Origin of the sequence: Actinoplanes sp. NPDC049681 (assembly GCF_044465265.1) — a bacterium.
In the GTDB taxonomy this organism is placed as follows: domain Bacteria; phylum Actinomycetota; class Actinomycetes; order Mycobacteriales; family Micromonosporaceae; genus Actinoplanes.
The window spans coordinates 111,856-129,370 of record NZ_JBITLP010000010.1; the positions used below are offsets into that span (position 1 = coordinate 111,856).

Sequence of the window (17,515 nt, forward strand, 5' to 3'; positions counted from 1 at the left end):
TCAGCGGCCACTCGCCTCGTGCAGCGCCCGGATGTACTTGGGCAGCTCGACGGCCGCGAGCTCGAGCTGGCCGGGCGCGAGCTGGTCCAGGAACACGGCGTCGATGACATCCGGCGCGAGTTCCTCGGGGAGCTCGTCGACCCGTTGCATCGGCTGCTGCTGCCAGATGCGGATGATCCGCATGCGGGACCGGATCTGGGCGAGCGTGGATTCCAGCCGCGCGATGATCTCGTTCGCCTGGCCCGGGTCCACGACGAGGCGGCCCTCCGCGGCGAGCTTCAGGAAGAGCTCGCCCGCGAAGGGCAGGTGAGGGATGTCCCCGCTCATGGGCCCTCCCTCGGCTTTCCGCCGGGCCGGCCGGCGGACGTCTCGACAGGGAGTCGACCAGAACGAGCGGCGGCGCGGAAGGGTCGTGGGCCCGATGTGCCCGCTACGACGCGCGGGGCTGCCCCGCTGTCGGCGTCAGGTACGCGGACACGACCGGACCCTCGCCGGCCAGCACGACCGTGAACAGCGACAGCGCGGCGAGCGGCACCTGGACATCGCCGCTGAGCTCCTGCACCTTGCCGTCGCTGGTCCAGGTCAGCACCGGCACCGTCCGGCCGTCCGTGGTGACGGCGTGCAGCTGGTATCCCCGCCCGGCCCTGAGCCCGTTGACGGTGGCGCGGATCGTGACCACGCCGTCTTCCGGCTGCGTGGCGGAGACCGAGAGCGACGCCCCGGTCCGGTCGTCCGCGGCGGTGGCGGCCACCGTCGTGCTCGGTGCCGAGGAGCCCGCGGGCGTACGCAGCAACGCCCCGACAGCCAGCCCGGCGACGACGAGCACCACGGCGAGCAGCACGCCATTGCGCAGGAGCGCGGCGGTACGCCGGTTGCGCATCCGGAACGTGCGGCGTGCGGGTGGCGCGGTGGGCCCGGACCGGCCCGGCGGCGAACCCTTGTCCGGTTCATCGACGCGGGGCTCGCCGAAAAAACGGGCGAAGCGCGCCGGCGGTGGCCCCGTACGGTGCAGGGCCCCGAAGTTCGCCAGCAGCTCGCGCCGGTCGTCCTCGGGCAGCAGCTCGAGAGCCGCGATGGTCTCGATCGTCTCGTCGGCGGCGCTTCGGCACCGCGGGCAGGACTGAAGGTGGCGCTCCACCGCGTCGCCCTGCGACCGGTCCAGCGCATCCATGTAGTAGAGCCCGAGCAGGTCCGTCACGTGCTGCTCGTCACCGGCGATGTCAGCCACCTACATCAACCCTCAGTTCGTCACCGCTCGTCATGTCCACCGATGAACGTCCGGGCAGGCCACCCGGTTCATCCGGGCGGTTCGGCAATCCTGCCGGGTCCGTGAACCGCACCGGTACGCACCCCGTTGTACCGGTGATTGCCGCCGATGCAGCCGTGGAGGACCCTTGTACTCGGTCGCCGTCGTCGCGGACCTGCCGATGTCGCGCCGGCATCTGGAGCAGGCCGCCTCCGGCACTCCCGGCCTCCGGGTGGTCACCGTCGCCGGCTCGGTCCCGGAGCTCCGCGCCGCGCACCGCGGGTACGACGTGGTGATCGTCGAGCTGCCCCGGGTCGACCGCGCGGCGCTCGGGCTCGTCTCGCACGCCGCCGCGTACGGCCGTCCGCTCGTGACCGCCGCCTGGCACCGGCCGTCGGATCTGCTGGCGACCGTCCACGCCGGAGCGCACGGGTGTGTCTCCCGCCCCGGCGATCCCCGTGAGCTGGCCGCCGCCCTCGGCGTCGTGGCCCGTGGCGGCTTCTACGCGTGCCACCAGATCGCCGGACCGCCGCTCCCGCCCGACGTGAATCTGGCGCCCCGGGAGCGGGAAACGTTGGGCTGGATCGCTTCCGGCTACACGCATTCGCAGATCGCGACCCGCATGGGCCTGTCCGAGGCGACCGTCAACACGTACGCCAAGCGCCTGCGGGCCAAGCTCGACGCGCGCAACAAGGCGGAGCTCACCCGGGTGGCGATCGGCTTCGGTCTGCTGGCGCAGGGGCGGCCGGACACGCCGGCCGCCTGAGCCGGCACCAGGCGGCTCAGGCGGCGGGTGGTGAGGGGCCGGCACGGTCAGTCCGTCCAGTGGCCACCGGGATCGGACCAGTGGTCGCCGCCGGTGGCGGGACCGCCGTTCACCGACGGGGACGAGACCGGCACTGCGGGGCCGGAGGCCGGAGCCGGGGACGCCATCGCCGGCTCGCGGGCCTGGAGCCGCGGGTCGTACAGGTCCATGTCGTTCTCGTATCCCGCATCGTCGTCGTCCTGGCGCAGCAGCTGCCGGATCCGGCGGCCGAGCAGGGCGGCGGCCGCCAGCATCAGGGCCACGGTCACGATCAGTACGGTCGTCCGCGTCGAGCCGTCGCCTCCGCCGCTGCTCCGCGAGGCGGCCGGTGCCGGTTCCCGGAGGGTGGGTGCGCTCGCCGCCGATTCCTCGCCGAGAACCTTCGTCACCGCCGAGGCCGGGTTCAGAAAGCCCCAGCCGTCGTCGCCCATCCGGTCCGCGGTGGCCTTCAACCGGTGGGTGACCTGGGCCGCGGTGAGATCCGGGTACGCGGCGCGGATCAGCGCCGCCTCGCCCGCCGCGAAGGCGACGGCATAGTGGGTGCCGCTGCCGTTGACCGGGCCGTTGCTGCCGAGGCTGGTGACGTTGACGCCGGGCGCGGCCACGTCCACCGTGCCTTTGCGGTAGTTCACCGCCCACTGGTCGTCGATGCCGACGCCGGCGACCCGGACCGTGCCCTCGGCCGCCTTGACGTCCGCGTTCACCGGCTTGTCCTCGGTCGGCGCACCCATGACGACCACGACGTCACGCGCCACCGCATCGGCGACGGCCTTGGCGACACCGGCGTCGGTCGCGTCCACGGACGAACCCAGCGCGATCACCGTCGCGCCCGCCGCCACGGCCGTCGCGATGCCCTTGACCTGCGCCTCCGGTGGCACGGGCAGCCTGTCGCGGGCCACGCGTACGGGCAGGATCGTGACGTCGGGCGCGATCCCGACCGGCCCCTCGCCCTTGACCTGCCGGGCGACGAGAAGGGCCGCCATGGCCGTACCCGTGCCCAGGCAGTCGCTGTCGCCGCGGCCGGCGTCGTCGGTGACGTCGACGCCGATCGACACGTGCCCGCTGAGCTGCGCCAGGCCGCCGTTGACGCCGGAGTCGACGATCGCGACCAGCTCGCCCTTGCCCTTGCTCTGCGGCCACGCCTTGTCCGCCGCCAGCCGCAGCCGGGCCCAGTCCGACTTGGTGCTGGACGTGGACGAGGACGGGCAGGAGGGAGGCGCGCCCGGTGTCACGCCGGGCCGGGCGCTCGGCGGGCTGCCCGGCATCGGGATCGATTGCGCGGGCGGCAGCGACGGCGGCCTGCTTGGCGTGCCCTTCTTGGGCTTGGTCGTCCTCGCCGGCGCAAGAGGGTCGGGCAGGACGCCGTACTGGATGCCCGCACCCACCGCGTCCCACGGCATCACCAGCACCCATCCGGCGTGCAGACGGTCCGGGTCCGTCAGGACGTCGCCGTCCGGCTGCTTACGGTCGGTGTTGGCGGTGAGGATCTCCGCCGACCGGGAGCTGCTGCCCAGGAACCGGGTGGCGATCTCGGTGAGGTTCTCCGGCTTGCCGTTGTACGCCGAGGTCACCGTGTAGTACTTCACGTATTCGTCGTCGGCGGCGCGTACGGGACCGGTCGCGGCTGTCAGCGCTGCCGCCACGACGGCGAGGGCGAGACCGATTCGGCCCGCGGTCCGGCTGATCGAGAACGTCGTGCTCAAAATCGGAAGCCCCGTTCCGTGAGGGCCTCGCGCAGGGCGCGCAGCGCATAGAAGGTGCGGGATTTGACCGTGCCGGCCGGCACGTCCAGGATCTCGGCCGCCTCGGCCACGGAGCGTTCCTGGAAGTAGATCTCGACCAGGATGGTGCGCAGCCGCTCGGGCAGCGACGAGATCGCCGCCCGCACCTCCTGGGCCTCGAGCATCCGGTCGATGTCGTTCTCGGCTCCGGCGTGCGCGTCGAGCCGCTCGTCGAAGTACTCGGCCGGGCGAACCTGGATCGCGCGGACGTGGTCGATGGTGATCCGGCGGGCCACGGTGAAGAGCCAGGCCCGGTTCCACCGGCCCTCGGCGTTGCGGGCCTCCGGGTTCTTCCAGGCCCGGACCAGGGTCTCCTGCAGGATGTCCTCCGCCCAGTGCACGTCGCCCTTGGTCAGGCGGGTGATGTAGGCCAGGAGCACCGGCCGGTGCACCCGCTGGAGGTGCTCGAGCGCCTCGGCGTCAGGGGTGCCGGGCCGGGCGGTGGCCGCCGCCGGCGGCGCGTCCGTCCCACTTCCGGGCGGCGGGGAAGGCGTACTCGGCATGGGCTCGTCCGATCCGCGTCGGTTCTCGGAGGCGCGTCCACCGGCGGCCGTGCGCAACGGTCCGATGAGGACCGCCACACCCGTTCTCTCCGTCCGCATCCGCTTCTCCGTCTCACCACTCGTCTGCGGCCACCGCGCGAGGAGCCGGTGGCAAATCGGATGGTTGCACCGCCGCCGAACGGGTGTCGCGTCTCCCGGGACCGTCTCGCCCGAACTGCCACCCACATCTGCGTATTCGTTCCCGGGCTCACCGTGAGCGGGAACCGCCGGGGTCCAGCGCCCGTACCCGCTGCTCGAGCCGGGCGACCTGCCGGGGCAGGCGGTCCGCCTGCCGGCCGATCCGCCAAGGCGCGATCCATGGAATCCGGTGCACCGGTACGGCGGACCGCAGCACCTTGACCCGGCTCACCAGCGTCCGCGGCAACCGTCCCGGGGCGTCGGCGACGAGGACGAGCCCCATCAGCTCCATGCCGGCCGGGTGGCGGCCCTCCCGGACGGCGTTCAGCGCCCGGGAGGCGGCACGCAGGCCCTGTGCGTGCGTACGCGCGACCAGGAACACCCGCGAAGGCTCGTGCCGCCCGGCGTTCGGCCAGCGGCAACCCAGATCCACCCCGCCCAGCACGGCGGTGAGGGTCGTCGCGCCGCACCCGCCGTGCGCGGACACCCAGGCGATCCCGTGCTCCGAGAGCCGGCCGGACGGCGCGGGCGCCGCCGCCCCGGGTTGATGCGGCTGCCATCGCGGCGCCGGAACCTCGGGCGCCGCCACAGTGGACGACGGTGGTCGATCGACGACCGGCACCGGACCTCCGATCGGCGCGTGCGCCGGCGTGATCTTCTTCCCGAAGTACGTGTACGAGTGCCGGCCGGGCACGGGTGCAACCGGCTGCTCACCGTCGACGGCGGCATCGGGTGTGACGGGCATCCGCATCTCCTCGTCAGGTGTCGGCGGGCTCGTGAACCGCGCCGGGCCGGCGCCCGTCAGGAACGGCGAGGACCCGGACGAGCCGTTGTCGAAGAGCCACAACGGGCATCGGCCGGTCCCGGTTCACGGCGCCCGGGATTTCATCGCGGCGCCCGGCGGAGAGGACGTGGAGACGATGAGCCTCATCTATCGCCTGGCGCGCGACGCCGGCCGGGGCCACGAGGCGGTCATGGCGTGGTGGCGGCGCCGAGGAGCCCGTGAGCTGGCCTCGCTGCGGCGGGAGAACGCCCGACTGCGCCGGCAGCTGGCCGATATCCGGGGGACGCGGCGGTATCGGTATTGATTCAATGCCGGGATGAGTCCCGAACCGATCCGCCCGCCGAAGCTCGCCGCCGGTGACCGCGTCGCGGTCCTCTCACCCTCCTTCGCCGCCCCTGCGGAGTTCCCCGCGGTGCACGAGCGCAGCGTCCAGCGGCTTCGCGAGGAGTTCGAGCTGGAGCCGGTCGAGTTCCCCACCACCCGGCGGCACGCGTCGCCCCCGGAGCGGGCCGCCGACCTGATGGCGGCGTACGCCGACCCGGGCATCCGGGCCGTCTTCGCGACGATCGGCGGGGACGACCAGATCACCGTGTTGCGGCATCTCGACCCGGCGGTGTTCCGGGCCGATCCCAAGCCCTTCTTCGGGTACTCCGACAACACGAATCTGCTGAACTGGCTCTGGTATCACGGCGTCGGCGCGTACCACGGGATGTCCACGATGGTGTTTCTCGGCCGGGCGTCCGGTGCCGGGCCCGAGCTCACCTCGTCCCTGCGGGCGGCCCTGTTCGCCGGCGGCGACGTGGAGATCTGTCCGGTGGACGAATTCCGCGAGGAGGAGCTGAGCTGGGCCGATCCGGGCGCGCTCACCGGGTCCGTGCCGTCGTACCCGCACCCCGGGCGGGTGTGGCACCGGGCGGACCGGGTGGTCAGCGGGCCGACGTGGGGCGGCAACCTGGAGATCCTGCACTGGACGCTGGCGGCGAACCGATGGGTACGGCCGGTCGAGGACTACGCCGGCTGCATCCTGCTGCTGGAGACCTCCGAGGACATGCCGTCCGCCACCGAGGTGTTCCACATGCTGCGCGACTTCGGCGAACGGGGCCTGCTCGAGCAGTTCCCCGCGGTGCTGGTCGGCACCGCGAAGGCCACCGCGCTGTTCGAACCGCGGCCGGTCGATCAGCGCAACGCCTACCGGGAGGACCAGCGCGAGGCGGTGCTGAAGGCGTTCGCCGCGTACCACCCGGAGGCGATGATCGTCTTCGGGGTGGACTTCGGGCACACCGATCCGCAGTGGGTCCTTCCGTACGGCGGCCGCATGACCGTCGACGGCGCGGCACGGACGATCACTGCGCACTACTGACGGCGTCGAGCCCCGCGCATTTCCGCAGCCCGGTGAAGTTGTCCCGCGCGATACCGGCTCGCCACCCGGTGAGCACGGTGGGTTGCCCGGTGCCGGAGACGACCGTGGGCACGAACTCCGAGCCCACGACCGTACGACCGCGGACGGTCAGCCGCAGGATCCCGGCCCGGGCGCTGTAAGGCTGGAACAACCCCGAGCTGTACCAGAGGAAGTTGCCGAGCCCGTAGGCGACGTACGCGTCCCCGGACCGCCCGGCGCCCTGCAACACGTGCGCGTGCGCGCCGACGATGACGTCCGCACCCGCACTGATCAGGGCGTCGGCGAAGTCGCGCTGAAGCCGGTCGGGGCAGCGGTCGCCCTCGGTCCCCCAGTGCGGCAGCACCACCACCAGGTCGCTGTCGGCGCGGGCGGCCCGCACCGCGGCCAGGGCCCGCTCCCGGTCGAACGCCATGGCGAGCCCCGCCCGGTCCGGTTGCGCCGCCCACTCCTGGGCGAGGTCGTCCACCTGGCTGAAGGCGAGCACGGCGATCCGCACGCCGCGTACCGTCCGCCGCCACGGCTGGTAGGCCTGGGTCGCGTCCCGGCCCGCGCCGATCGCGCCGAGGCCACCGCGCCGCACGGTCGCCATGGTGTCGGCGAGGCCCTGCCGTCCATAGTCGAGGCTGTGGTTGTTGGCGAGCGACACCGCGTCGACCCCCGCGGCCTTCAAAGCCGGGACCGCGCCGTCGCGCGCGCGGAACACGTACCGTTTGGGCTCGGCCTTTCCCCGGCCGGTGACCGGCGTCTCCAGGTTGACGAACGTCAGGTCGCCGTCCCCGAGCTCCTTCGCCGCCGGGCCGAAGGCGGTGGCCGGATCGGCGAGCAGCTTGTCCACCCGCCCCTCGAAGTTCACGTCGCCCGCGAAGGTCAGGGTCACCTCGGGCGCCGAGCTCGCGGCAGCCCTTGGCGCTTGGTCGCTCGCGCAGCCCGCCGCGGTGAGCAGCAGGGCCGCCGAGGCGAGCGCCGCCAGCCGTACCCTCATCGCGCCGCCACCGCCGGAACCCGCGCCCGCACCCGGCGTCCGAGCGCCACCAGGACGATTCCCCCGAGAACGACGGCCGCGGCCAGCACCGCCGGCTCGACCGCCGCGACCACGAGCTGCACCCCGGGGCCCTGCACCGAGAGCCGGGCCAGCAAGATCTTGTCGGCCACCGCAAGACAAGGAATCATCAGCAAATACCCGGGTACGGCCGCAGCACCCAGCGCCACCAGGAGCCGTCCCTGCGCGAGAGCCGCCACCGTGAGCCCGAAAGGCAGCGCCGCCAGCCCCGCGACCACCGTGGCAAGCCCGGCCGGAAAGCGGTCCACGCCGAGCACGGCCGCACCGACCAGGGCCACCGCCCCGCGCAGCACGAGGTTCCGCCGGGACGCCGTGGCGACGAGGCGGTCGGTATCGGCGGCGAGACGCAGCCCGGCGGCGAGGAACACCGCGAGAGTGAGGGTCTCGGTCAGCAGCGTCGCGGCCGCGAGGACGGCGACCACCGCGGCCGCGGGCACCCGCTGCACCAGCTTGGCGAGCACCGGGAAGAGCGCGAGGACGTACAGCAGGGACAGCTCGGGAGGCGGCAGCAGCACGATGCTCAGCACCTCGCGCGAGTCACGGGCCGGAACGCCGAGCAGACCCGGGTTGATGCGGCGCAGCACGACCAGCGTGACGGCGAGCCAGACGAGGTGAGCCGCCAGGCAGGGAAGAACCCAGGTGAACACCAGCCTGGCCCACGGCAGCGCGACGAGACGCGCCGTGCCCCGGCCGAGGCCGACCAGCAACAGCGGCGCACCAAGCACCCCCGCAGCCCCGGCCACCGCCCACCACACCAGCGGTACGGGCAGGCTGATCCCCCATTCGATCTGGAGGTAGTGGCGCGCGACGACGTACTGCACGACGGCGCCGCACAGACCGATGCCGGCGGCGGTCCTGAGGACGTCGGTGGTGTCCGGCGTACGGGTCACCGGATGCTCTCGTAGCGGCGCACCACACGGGCCCCGATCCCGGTGAGGATCTCGTGCGGGTTGGTCCCCGCCCATCCCGCCCACTCCGCGACGGTGGGCTCGCCGGACTCGCCGGGGCCGACCATGACGGCCCACTCACCGGCGCGGACCGGCAGGTCACCGACGTCGAGGACGACCTGGTCCATGCTCACCCGGCCCGCGATCGGGCAGCGTACGCCCCGGATGGCGAGCGACGCCCGGCCGGCGGTGTGCCGCGGCACCCCGTCGGCGAAGCCCAGCGGCACGAGCGCCAGCGTCGTCTCCCGGTCGGTGATGAAGTCGGGACCGTACGAGACGCCGGTGCCCGCCGGGACCCGCTTGGTGAGCAGGACCTGTGCCCGTACGGTCAGCGCCGGCCGCAGGCCGAAATCGCGGCCCGGCACCGGCTCGACGCCGTAGAGACCGATGCCCGCGCGCAGCATGTCGAACCGGGCCTGGGGCAGCTGGAGCGCCGCGGCCGAGTTGGCGACGTGCAGGATCGGCGGTTCGAGGCCGGCCGCGGCAGCCGCCTGGCGGGCCTCGCCGAACTCGTCCAGTTGGGCGAGCAGACGGGGGTTCCGCGGGTTCTCGGCGTTCGCCAGGTGCGACCACAACGCCCGTACGCGCAGCAGCCCCGCATTCTCGAACTTGCGCGCCCAGGCGAACAGCTGCGCCCACTCCTCGGCGGGCGCGCCGCCGCGCGACATCCCGGTGTCGACCTTGAGGTGCACGTTCGCGACCGTGCCGGTGCGGTCGGCCGCGTCGGCGAGTGCCTCCAGTGCCTCGACCCCACCGACCGACACGTCGATCCCGGCGGCCAGGACCTCCTCGAAGGTCTCCGTCGGCGGATAGAGCCAGAGCAGCGTCGGTGCGGTGATGCCCGCGGCGCGCAGGGTGAGGGCCTCCGCGACGGTCGCCACGCCGAGCCAGGTGGCGCCGTGGCGCAGCGTCGTACGCGCGACCTCGACGGCACCGTGACCGAAGCCGTCGGCCTTGACCACGGCCATCATCCCGGCCGGACCGGCGGTGGCGGCGAGCACTCTGGTGTTGTGGCCGATCGCGTCGAGATCGACGACGGCCTCCGCCATCGCCGTCACCGTCCGGCCCCGATTGAATACGACATCCGGCGCATGGTGGACGACGGCCCTGCTCATTCTGAAGACCATTCTCTGGTCAATCCGCCGTCGTCACGGACAGTTTCCGCTCCGCCACACGGTTGCCGGAAAGGGCCATCATGACGACCCAGCGCCCCAGCATGGACGCGGTTTACGGCGAGCGAACAACGCAACGGGAAGAATCGTACGACGATGCAGACCGAATGCCGAACGATGATTCAGGAAAACGCGGTGACGCGCCTGGAGGAGTACCTCCGCTCGGCGCGCAACCGGGCCTTCGTCGGCCGTACGGCCGAGATGGCGGCGTTCCGCGCGGCGCTGGCCGGCGGCGGCGTCTTCACCGTGCTCCACCTGTACGGCGCCGGCGGCACGGGCAAGACCACCCTGCTGCGCCGGTACGGCGTCGAGGCGGAGCGCGCCAACCGCCAGGTCGTGCGGGTGGACCGGTTCGAGCCGGGCGGGATGATCCCGGCCCTGCTGGCCGCCGTGCCACCGATGCCCGCGGGCACGGCCGGACCGGTGCTGCTCATCGACGAGTTCGAGCACTGGCGGCCGGTGGAGCCGTGGCTGCGCGAGGAGTTCCTGCCCAGCCTGCCTGTGGGCACGGTCGTGGTGCTGGCCGCGCGGACCCCGCCGGGCGTCGAGTGGACCGCCGACCCGGGCTGGAACGACGTCCTGCGGGTGCAGGAGGTCGGTGACCTGTCCCCGTCCGAGGCGGAGATGCTGCTGGACCGGTACGCGGTCCCCCGCCGGCGCCAGCCGTTCCTGACCGAGCTGGCCGGCGGCAACCCGCTGGCGTTGCGCCTGGCGGTCGAGGCGATCGGCGCCGACAAGGACGACGACGAGGTACGCCTCTCCGTGGCCCAGGCCGTGGTCCGGCAGGTGATCGGTGACGTGCCCTCGGCGGCGCACCGGCACGCCCTGGAGATCTGTGCGTACGCGGAGACCACCACGGAGAAGCTGATCCGCGCCACGGTGGCCGACGCCGACGCCGTCGAACTGTTCCGCTGGCTGTGCACCCTCCCGTACGCGGAATGCGGGCCTCACGGCGTCCGGGTGCGCCCGTTCGTGCGTACCGCGGTCCGTACGGAGCTGCAGTGGCGCGATCCCCTGCGGCACGAGGCCGTGCTGAGCCGCCTGGAGGAGGGCACCACGCTCGTCTCCACCGCGCGGGTCGAGTCCCTGCCCCGCCCCGAGTTCGACGTCGCGGTCCGCGACGCGTTGCGGGCATGGCGGCGTCCGGACCTGCTCGCCGAGAATCCGCTGGTGCACAGCCGGATGGTGGCCGCTTCCGAGACATCCGCCGAGCCGGTAGCCGCGCTCCGCGACGTGCTGAAGTCCACGGTGGACGCGCTCGGCGAGGATCCCCGGCAGGGCAAGCCGCATCGCGCGCTGGTGGCCACCTACTTGGGCGGGGCACCGACCCAGGAGGCGGCGGCGGAGCGGCTCGGGTTGCCGTTCAGCACGTACCGCCGGCACCTGAACCGCGGCCTCGAGGTGCTGTGCAGCCTGCTGTGGCGGCGCGAGACCACCGGCATCGAACTCACCTGAGCAGCGGGAGCACCATTGTCGGCCGGTCGTCCCAGGCCGGTTCCTGGCGCGCGTGCTCCCGCCGTGCCGGCAGGTCGAAGAGCCAGGACCCGCCGGCCGCCTCGATCCCGCGCCGCAGGGTGAGGCACACCGTGATGAGCAGGGCGGTGAGCGCCACGGGCAGGAGGACGGCGAGCACCAGCTGAACCGGGGTGCCCGCGCCCGAGAACGGCTTGAGCAGCGCGGCGTGCAGCAGCGCCAGCAGGGGCATGTGCATCACGTAGATGGGCAGGGTGTTACGGCCTAGATCCGCCAGGAGCCGGCTCACCCTGGTCCAGCGGTCCAGCTCCACCGCGGCGGCGATACCCACGACCACCGCGAGGCCGCAGACCGCCGGCCAGACCCCGAGCCACTGCTTCGCACCGAGCAGGCGGATCACCAGCATGACGACCAGGTACGCCGCGCCGCCGGCGAGCAGCATGCGCCGGTCGGTCGTACGTACCCAGCGCTCGACCCACGGCTTGAGCCGGAGCCCGGCGAGGAAGAAGAAGAGGTTCTGGTAGAGCTGCCCGCGGTTGCCCGGGGCGGCGAGGAGACCCGCGGAGGCGACCGCCGAGAGCAGCAGCGCCGGCCCGAGCACGACGGCGACCGGTAATTCCCGGGTGAGCTTCGCGATGACGAAGTAGGCCGCCAGCGCCACCAGGTACCACAGGTTGGTCGGGGTGATGGTGAGCTGCTCGAGGACGTCCAGGGCGCTGCGCGCGGCCAGCGTGTCGAAGCGCGGCACCATCGACAGCACCACGGTGTGCACCGTGAACCAGATGGCGTACAGGTAATAGAACCTGGCGATCCGGCTCCGCGCGGTGACCCTCCAGGACCGCTGCACCGCGGAGGCGGCGAAGAGCCCGGAGATGGTGAAGAAGACCGGCATCCGCAGCGGCAGCAGCTGATCGCCGAACGCACCCCACAGGCCGGGGATCGGCGCGGGCAGATGCCAGGTGATCTGCAGGTAGTGCTTCATGATCACGTGCCACAGCACGACCAGGATGATGCAGACGCCCTTGGCCACGTCCGCCCAGCCCGCCCGCGGCTTGGCCGGTTCCACCGGCTTCACCGCCGGGATGACCTGCGTCGGCGCGTCCCAGGTCACGGCAGCGCGGGCGCGGGCCGTCGGGTGCCGGCCAGGGCGGTGGTGACCAGCAGGTCGAGCAGCTCCGGGTACGGGGTCCCGGCCGCCTGCCACATCCGCGGGAACTGCGACATCGCGGTGAGCCCCGGCATGGTGTTGACCTCGTTGACGGTCAGGCCACGTACCGGGTCGACGAAGAAGTCGACGCGTAGCAGGCCCGCGCAGCCCAGCGTGCGGAAGACCCGGATCGCCTCGGCGCCCAGCCACTCGGTGGTGTCGGGGTCGAGGTCGGCCGGGATGACGAACTCGGTCAGGCCCTCGCGGTACTTGGCGTCGTAGTCGAAGAAGCCGTGGTGGCCGGCGACCCGGATCTCCAGCGGCGGGCTCGCGACCAACCGGCCGTCGGGCAGCTCCAGCACGCCGACGTCGATCTCGCGGCCCGGCACACCGGCCTCGACCAGCACCTTCGTGTCGCACAGCCGGGCCGACTCCACGGCCGTCGGCAGTTCGGCCCAGTCGCCGACCCGGGACACGCCGATGCTCGACCCGCCGCGGGCCGGCTTCACGAAGGCGGGCAGCCGGAGGCGCTCCTGCTCGGCGGCGGTGACCTCGTCCTTCGCGCCGCGCAGCACCACGCCGTCGGCCACCGCGATGCCCTCCGCGGCGAGGATCTTCTTGGTGAACTCCTTGTCCATCGAGGTGGCGCTGGCCAGGACGCCGCTGCCGACGTACGGGATGCCGGCGAGCTCGAGGACGCTCTGCACCGTGCCGTCCTCGCCGTACGGCCCGTGCAGGACCGGCATGACGACGTCGACGTCGCGCAGCGCCTCCAGGGCCCGGAAGAGGCTCTCCACGATGGTCGGCCGCCAGCCGTCCGGCTCGGGCGTCATGGCCCGGAGCGCCGCCTCGTCGACGGTCGCCGTGGCGCGGTCGGCGCCGACGATCCACTCGCCTTCGACGGTGATGCGGACCGGAACCACCTCGTAGCGGCCGCGGTCCAGACACTGCACGACGCTTGCCGCCGAGCGGCAGGAGACGTCATGTTCGGTGCTCCGCCCACCGAAGAGGACCGCAACTCGGACCGTTGGGGGCACGTCGCATCACTCCACGCTCGATAATCAGCCGACTCTGAGCGTGGATCGTGCGGCAGGCGGGTGCTCACCCGGAAGGTCAGTTACTGATCAATCGGTCCAGGGCCCGGGTCTCGGCGGCGAAGAAGAGGTCCGGGTCGAGGCCCATCGACCGGAAGTTGCCCTCGATCTCGAGGCTGACGAGCCCGTGCAGCCGGCTCCACGCCGTGACGGCATGCAGCGCCACCGCCGGATCCGTCTCGCCGGACCAGGCCGCGAGCTGCCGGGCGAGGGCCGGTTCCGGCTCCGGCCCGGGGCCGACCGCTTCCAGCAGTACGGTCATCGCCCGCTGCGCCGCGGCGACGAGCCGTTCGTCGTGGGCGTCGTAGCCGGGCAGCGGCGCGGCGAAGAGCAGGCGGTATCGGTGCGGCTGGGCGACGGCCCAGGACCGGTACGCCGCGGCCAGGTCGGGCAGCCGGCGGGGCGCCCCGGCGACGGCGGCGGTGAGGTCGGCGTACGCGTCCAGGATCAGCTCGGTGAGCAGGGCGTCCCGGCCGGCGAAATAGCGGTAGAGCGCGGGACCGGAAACGCCCAGCTCCTTGGCGATCGCGTTGAGCGAGAGCGCCTGCGCGCCGCCCTCGGCCAGCTGCCGGAGCGCGGCGTCCTTGACCTCCTGGCGCATCTGCGCGCGGAAGCGGTCCCGGATTCCACTCGAAGCCATGCCGCAACGCTACAACCTCTGTGCACGGTAAGACCCTCTAGCAGCGGTTACCGCAGCCCCGGCACGGCGGAGAACCGCGGCACCGCCGCGACGCCCGGCCGCGCCGAGCCGGGGCCACCCCACTGAGCGGCCGCACGGTGCAGCGACGGCACGGTCAGGTCGTCGAAGGCGACATGTCCCCGGTCCCGCTCGTCCGGCGAGAGCTCCCGCAGCACGAGTCGGCCGCGGCGTCCCGGACCCGGCTCGGCCGCCTCCAGCACCTTGAACGACGTGCCCGGCAGGAACACCACCCGGTGGTCCGCCCGGTTCTCGTCGTGCGGTTCCAGCAACCGCGTCCGCCGGGCCGTCATCGACCACACGAGCACGTCGGCCGTGCCCGGGAGGTCCGCCGGCGGTTCGATCAGGGCCTCGGTGAACGCCCAGTCCCGCAGGATGCCGTGCTCCCTGATCTCGCGGATCTCCCCGGCATTGAGCACCGCGCGCAGACCGGCGGCGCCGCGGTAGGACGGGAGCCGCTCCAGCCCCGCGCTGACGCACCGGCCGAACGGCACGTGCGGGCCCGGCTCCCCGCGGCGCAGGGCCGCCGGGAGGCCGACACCGAACGCGGACAGGTAGAGGTGCACCGCCGCGGCGTCCACCAGCGTCTCCGGCGCCGCGTGGAAGCCCGGGTGCCGGGCGAGCACCCGGGAGACCGTGGCGGCGGCCGCGTCGTACTGCCTGCTGAACGTGCTGCGCAGCCAGGTCCGCTCCGCGCCGAGGCCGTTCGCGGTGGGCAGCGCCCGGGCCTGCGGGAGGGGCACGGTCTGGAAGCGCAGCCGCGTCTCGAGGGCCGTCAGCACCATGACTCACCACTCCGACTTCTGCACGAGAGCCCAGTCGTGGTCGTTGTTCTTGCGGCAGGCGGAGAGCGCGAGCTGCGTGTCGTTGCCGGCATCCGCGTCGCCGGGAACGTCGAGGCACAGGCCCGAGGCGGTGTTCCGGATCCAGTAGTGCTGGAAACCGCCGGCGGTGATGCTCTTCTCCAGCCGCCAGTACTGGTTGTCCTCGTCGAAGCAGCCCGTCTCGTCCAGCCGGGTGCCGTCCGGTACGTCGCCCAGGCCCGGCGGATCCAGGCAGTAGTCGTCGACCACGTTGCGGATCCAGTAGAGCTGGTAGCCGTCGCCGTCGACGAACCGGGGCACGAACGCGAACTCCTGGTTGTCCTGCGTGGACCTCTGACAGGGCGACTGGTTGATCGGCCCGTCCCGCGGTCCGGGCCCGGTGCCCGGTACGTCGACGCACTGCCCGGTCTCCTTGTTGTGCAGGAAGTACGGGCCGTACACCCGTCCCGAGCCGTCGCCGTCGGCGGCCTTGATCGGCGGCTGGTTGGACCGCGCCGGTGGGTGTGTGGCCTTCGGCTTCGGCTTCCCCTTCGGCTTCGGCTCGTTTGTCTGGTCAGGCTTCGCCGGCCCGGTGGTCAACCGGGTGTCCTTCGTGTACTGCGCTTCGTACGCGTGCACCAGAGCGACCAAAGCCTTGAGTGCGTCCGACTTCTCGAGGTCGTGCTTGTCCACGTCGGAGTCGCCGCGCTGGAACGCTGCCAGGGCCAGCGGGTACGGGTCCTTGGCCCGCGGCGCCATCTCCTCGGTGATCGCGCACATCGTCGCGCCGAGGGCCCGGATCGCCGCCGTCGGGCTCCAGGGGGTGGCATCGGACGGCGGAACGTACTTCACCCACGTCTGGGGCAGGAACTGGGCGACACCCTGCTGCCCGGCCGGCCCCAGCCGCTGCGGGTCGAACGCGGACGTCGCCATGATCTGAGCCGCGATCCGAGGCGCCGGCACGGCCGCACACACCCGCCCGGCAGCCACGACGGCGGCCACGTACGCGTCCGGTACGCGCACCGGAGCAGCCAAGGTCAGCCGGGGCTCGACGGGCGGGGTCGAGGGCGCGGGGTCACCGGAGCCGCCGAACGCGGGCTGCAGCGCGTACCAGCTCGCGTAGCGCTCGACGGTGTCCACGTATTCGCGGGCCGTAGCGGGTACGCCCGCCGCCTGGATGACCGGCGCCATCCCCACCCGGTGCGCGGCCAGCGCCAGCCGCCACTGTTCGCCCGGCACCTTGATCAGACGCAGTTGCCCGACCAGGTCGCACATGCCGTGGGCGAGGGCGAGCACGCTGGCCCGGGTGTCGGTCCGCCGGGCGTCCGCCCACGGCGCCCACTTGTGCCACACCTTCGGCGTGAGGCCCGCCGGGCCACGGCCGCCGGCAGCGCTCACCGCCTCCACCGGCTCGGTGCCGAACTGGGAGGCGGCCATCACCTGGCCGGCCAGCCGGGCCGGGGTGAGCGCCGGGCAGGACTTCGCCGCCTCGATCAGCACCCGCACCTGGTCCGGCGAGACCTCGGCGCCGGGCAGCGCCTGTCCCGCGTACGCCGAATCGGATCGCCCCGACGCGGTCAGGGTCACCAACGCGGCGAGCCCGAGCGCCGCGATCGCCGCCAGCCGGCGGCCACCCAGTGTCGCTGTCCACATCCCGCATGTCTCCTTGCGAAGCAGTCGTCCCCACGACGGCGAGCGGGGCTCGCCGGTTCACGGCCGGGCCGGGATTCCGTCAGATCATCCCGGCGCGCAGGGCGTACGCGACGGCGTGCGAGCGGTTGCGCAGCTTGAGGCGGTGGGTGAGGCCGTAGATGACGTTCTTCACCGTGCGTTCCGAGTAGCAGAGCTCGCCGGCGATCTCGCTGGTGTCGAAGCCCTCCGCCATCAGCCGCAGCACGTCGATCTCCCGCGGGGTGAGTCCCGAGGCGTTCAGGCCGTGCGGGGTGAGCACGTCACGCTGGAGCCGTTCGATGTGCTTGAGCAGCTCCCCCACCAGGTTCGGCGGCATGACCCCGCCCCCGGCCGCGGCCGCGAGCACGCAGTGCACCAGGCGCTCGGCGGTGACCGCGGACCGCGGGAGCACCGCCACCACGCGGCACTCGACCGCGGTGAGCAGCTCGGTCTCGTTGATCTCGCTGGTGACGAGCACGACCGGCGCGCCCGTCTCCGCCGCCGAACGCCGCAGGAGGGCCACGACGTCGGTGGTCAGCCGGTCGGCCGAGACGACGAGCACCTTGGCGGCGACCCGGTCGGCGGCGGGAAGCAGCACGAGCCCGGGACGCGACTGAAGAAAATTGGCCAGCCCAGCATGGCTGATCGGATCCATCGCCTGCAGGGCGACGCGGACCTGCTCCACTGCTACCTCCGGTTGGTCGGCATTGCCGAGCCAGTCTCCGGAAGCCGCCTTCAGGAAATCTTCACGCGACC

The 17,515-nt window shown here is 72.8% G+C and carries 18 protein-coding genes; 4 read left to right on the forward strand and 14 right to left on the reverse strand.

The window, feature by feature from the left end:
• Together ACIBO8_RS32770 and ACIBO8_RS32775 are read right to left on the reverse strand one after the other, a co-directional pair.
• Positions 1-327, reverse strand: a complete 327-nt coding sequence (locus ACIBO8_RS32770; protein WP_396119300.1) for a hypothetical protein — start codon at positions 325-327, stop codon at positions 1-3.
• A gap of 103 nt (positions 328-430) precedes the next feature.
• Entirely contained in the window at positions 431-1,228 is a 798-nt protein-coding gene (locus tag ACIBO8_RS32775) for a zf-HC2 domain-containing protein (protein ID WP_396119301.1), read from the reverse strand.
• 166 nt (positions 1,229-1,394) lie between these two features.
• Here ACIBO8_RS32775 and ACIBO8_RS32780 point away from each other — a divergent pair, with 166 nt between their 5' ends.
• Complete coding sequence (locus ACIBO8_RS32780) at positions 1,395-2,012, forward strand: LuxR C-terminal-related transcriptional regulator (protein ID WP_396119302.1); 618 nt, start codon at positions 1,395-1,397, stop codon at positions 2,010-2,012.
• A 47-nt stretch (positions 2,013-2,059) separates the two neighbouring features.
• On the opposite strand, the gene ACIBO8_RS32785 is transcribed toward ACIBO8_RS32780, so the two are convergent.
• The 3 genes from ACIBO8_RS32785 to ACIBO8_RS32795 all read right to left on the reverse strand — a co-directional run bounded on the left by ACIBO8_RS32785 (position 2,060) and on the right by ACIBO8_RS32795 (position 5,257).
• Positions 2,060-3,754 (reverse strand): S8 family serine peptidase, encoded by a 1,695-nt coding sequence (locus ACIBO8_RS32785; RefSeq protein WP_396119303.1) that lies wholly within the window; start codon positions 3,752-3,754, stop codon positions 2,060-2,062.
• Positions 3,751-4,335 (reverse strand): sigma-70 family RNA polymerase sigma factor, encoded by a 585-nt coding sequence (locus ACIBO8_RS32790; RefSeq protein WP_396119305.1) that lies wholly within the window; start codon positions 4,333-4,335, stop codon positions 3,751-3,753. The genes ACIBO8_RS32785 and ACIBO8_RS32790 overlap by 4 nt, the downstream gene beginning before the upstream one ends.
• A 247-nt stretch (positions 4,336-4,582) precedes the next feature.
• Positions 4,583-5,257, reverse strand: coding sequence for a DUF6668 family protein (locus ACIBO8_RS32795; protein ID WP_396119306.1), 675 nt, complete (start codon positions 5,255-5,257; stop codon positions 4,583-4,585).
• Positions 5,258-5,288: 31 nt separating this feature from the next.
• On the opposite strand from ACIBO8_RS32795, the gene ACIBO8_RS32800 reads away from it, so the two are divergent.
• Positions 5,289-5,600: a hypothetical protein gene (locus ACIBO8_RS32800; protein ID WP_396119307.1), complete on the forward strand. Its 312-nt coding sequence runs from the start codon at positions 5,289-5,291 to the stop codon at positions 5,598-5,600.
• A 12-nt stretch (positions 5,601-5,612) separates the two neighbouring features.
• Positions 5,613-6,656: a S66 peptidase family protein gene (locus ACIBO8_RS32805; protein WP_396119308.1), complete on the forward strand. Its 1,044-nt coding sequence runs from the start codon at positions 5,613-5,615 to the stop codon at positions 6,654-6,656.
• On the opposite strand, the gene ACIBO8_RS32810 is transcribed toward ACIBO8_RS32805, so the two are convergent.
• From ACIBO8_RS32810 to alr, 3 genes are read right to left on the reverse strand one after another with little or no spacing between them, the layout of a single operon-like run.
• Positions 6,640-7,677 (reverse strand): CapA family protein, encoded by a 1,038-nt coding sequence (locus ACIBO8_RS32810; RefSeq protein WP_396119309.1) that lies wholly within the window; start codon positions 7,675-7,677, stop codon positions 6,640-6,642. The genes ACIBO8_RS32805 and ACIBO8_RS32810 overlap by 17 nt on opposite strands.
• A complete protein-coding gene (locus ACIBO8_RS32815; RefSeq protein ID WP_396119310.1) occupies positions 7,674-8,645 on the reverse strand; it encodes a hypothetical protein in 972 nt (323 codons plus the stop codon). Before ACIBO8_RS32815 ends, ACIBO8_RS32810 begins: the two co-directional genes overlap by 4 nt.
• Positions 8,642-9,751, reverse strand: a complete 1,110-nt coding sequence (alr, locus tag ACIBO8_RS32820) for an alanine racemase (RefSeq protein WP_396119311.1) — start codon at positions 9,749-9,751, stop codon at positions 8,642-8,644. The genes ACIBO8_RS32815 and alr overlap by 4 nt, the downstream gene beginning before the upstream one ends.
• A 258-nt stretch (positions 9,752-10,009) precedes the next feature.
• Between alr and ACIBO8_RS32825 the strand changes: the two genes are divergently transcribed.
• Positions 10,010-11,329 carry a hypothetical protein gene (locus ACIBO8_RS32825; protein ID WP_396119312.1) on the forward strand — a complete coding sequence of 440 codons (1,320 nt, stop codon included), beginning with the start codon at positions 10,010-10,012 and terminating at the stop codon, positions 11,327-11,329.
• Here ACIBO8_RS32825 and ACIBO8_RS32830 read toward each other — a convergent pair.
• The 6 genes from ACIBO8_RS32830 to ACIBO8_RS32855 form a co-directional block, all read right to left on the reverse strand.
• Complete coding sequence (locus ACIBO8_RS32830) at positions 11,322-12,458, reverse strand: acyltransferase family protein (RefSeq protein WP_396119313.1); 1,137 nt, start codon at positions 12,456-12,458, stop codon at positions 11,322-11,324. The two genes, ACIBO8_RS32825 and ACIBO8_RS32830, sit on opposite strands and share 8 nt — an antisense overlap.
• On the reverse strand, positions 12,455-13,531 hold the full coding sequence (locus tag ACIBO8_RS32835) for a D-alanine--D-alanine ligase family protein (protein ID WP_396119314.1): 1,077 nt from the start codon (positions 13,529-13,531) through the stop codon (positions 12,455-12,457). Before ACIBO8_RS32835 ends, ACIBO8_RS32830 begins: the two co-directional genes overlap by 4 nt.
• Positions 13,532-13,607: 76 nt before the next feature.
• Positions 13,608-14,228 carry a TetR/AcrR family transcriptional regulator gene (locus tag ACIBO8_RS32840; RefSeq protein WP_396119315.1) on the reverse strand — a complete coding sequence of 207 codons (621 nt, stop codon included), beginning with the start codon at positions 14,226-14,228 and terminating at the stop codon, positions 13,608-13,610.
• Between the two features lie 47 nt (positions 14,229-14,275).
• Positions 14,276-15,070, reverse strand: coding sequence for a hypothetical protein (locus tag ACIBO8_RS32845; RefSeq protein WP_396119316.1), 795 nt, complete (start codon positions 15,068-15,070; stop codon positions 14,276-14,278).
• A gap of 3 nt (positions 15,071-15,073) precedes the next feature.
• Complete coding sequence (locus ACIBO8_RS32850; RefSeq protein ID WP_396119317.1) at positions 15,074-16,741, reverse strand: RICIN domain-containing protein; 1,668 nt, start codon at positions 16,739-16,741, stop codon at positions 15,074-15,076.
• A gap of 79 nt (positions 16,742-16,820) precedes the next feature.
• On the reverse strand, positions 16,821-17,444 hold the full coding sequence (locus ACIBO8_RS32855) for a response regulator transcription factor (RefSeq protein ID WP_396119318.1): 624 nt from the start codon (positions 17,442-17,444) through the stop codon (positions 16,821-16,823).
• Positions 17,445-17,515 lie beyond the last annotated feature (71 nt).

Excerpts from the sequence above, each read along its gene's own strand:
- ACIBO8_RS32845 (WP_396119316.1), bottom strand. The coding sequence starts at position 15,070 with ATGGTGCTGACGGCCCTCGAGACGCGGCTGCGCTTCCAGACCGTGCCC.
- alr (WP_396119311.1), bottom strand. The coding sequence starts at position 9,751 with ATGGCGGAGGCCGTCGTCGATCTCGACGCGATCGGCCACAACACCAGA.
- ACIBO8_RS32770 (WP_396119300.1), bottom strand. The coding sequence starts at position 327 with ATGAGCGGGGACATCCCTCACCTGCCCTTCGCGGGCGAGCTCTTCCTG.
- ACIBO8_RS32840 (WP_396119315.1), bottom strand. The coding sequence starts at position 14,228 with ATGGCTTCGAGTGGAATCCGGGACCGCTTCCGCGCGCAGATGCGCCAG.
- ACIBO8_RS32805 (WP_396119308.1), top strand. The coding sequence starts at position 5,613 with ATGAGTCCCGAACCGATCCGCCCGCCGAAGCTCGCCGCCGGTGACCGC.
- ACIBO8_RS32810 (WP_396119309.1), bottom strand. The coding sequence starts at position 7,677 with ATGAGGGTACGGCTGGCGGCGCTCGCCTCGGCGGCCCTGCTGCTCACC.
- ACIBO8_RS32850 (WP_396119317.1), bottom strand. The coding sequence starts at position 16,741 with ATGTGGACAGCGACACTGGGTGGCCGCCGGCTGGCGGCGATCGCGGCG.
- ACIBO8_RS32790 (WP_396119305.1), bottom strand. The coding sequence starts at position 4,335 with ATGCCGAGTACGCCTTCCCCGCCGCCCGGAAGTGGGACGGACGCGCCG.
- ACIBO8_RS32795 (WP_396119306.1), bottom strand. The coding sequence starts at position 5,257 with ATGCCCGTCACACCCGATGCCGCCGTCGACGGTGAGCAGCCGGTTGCA.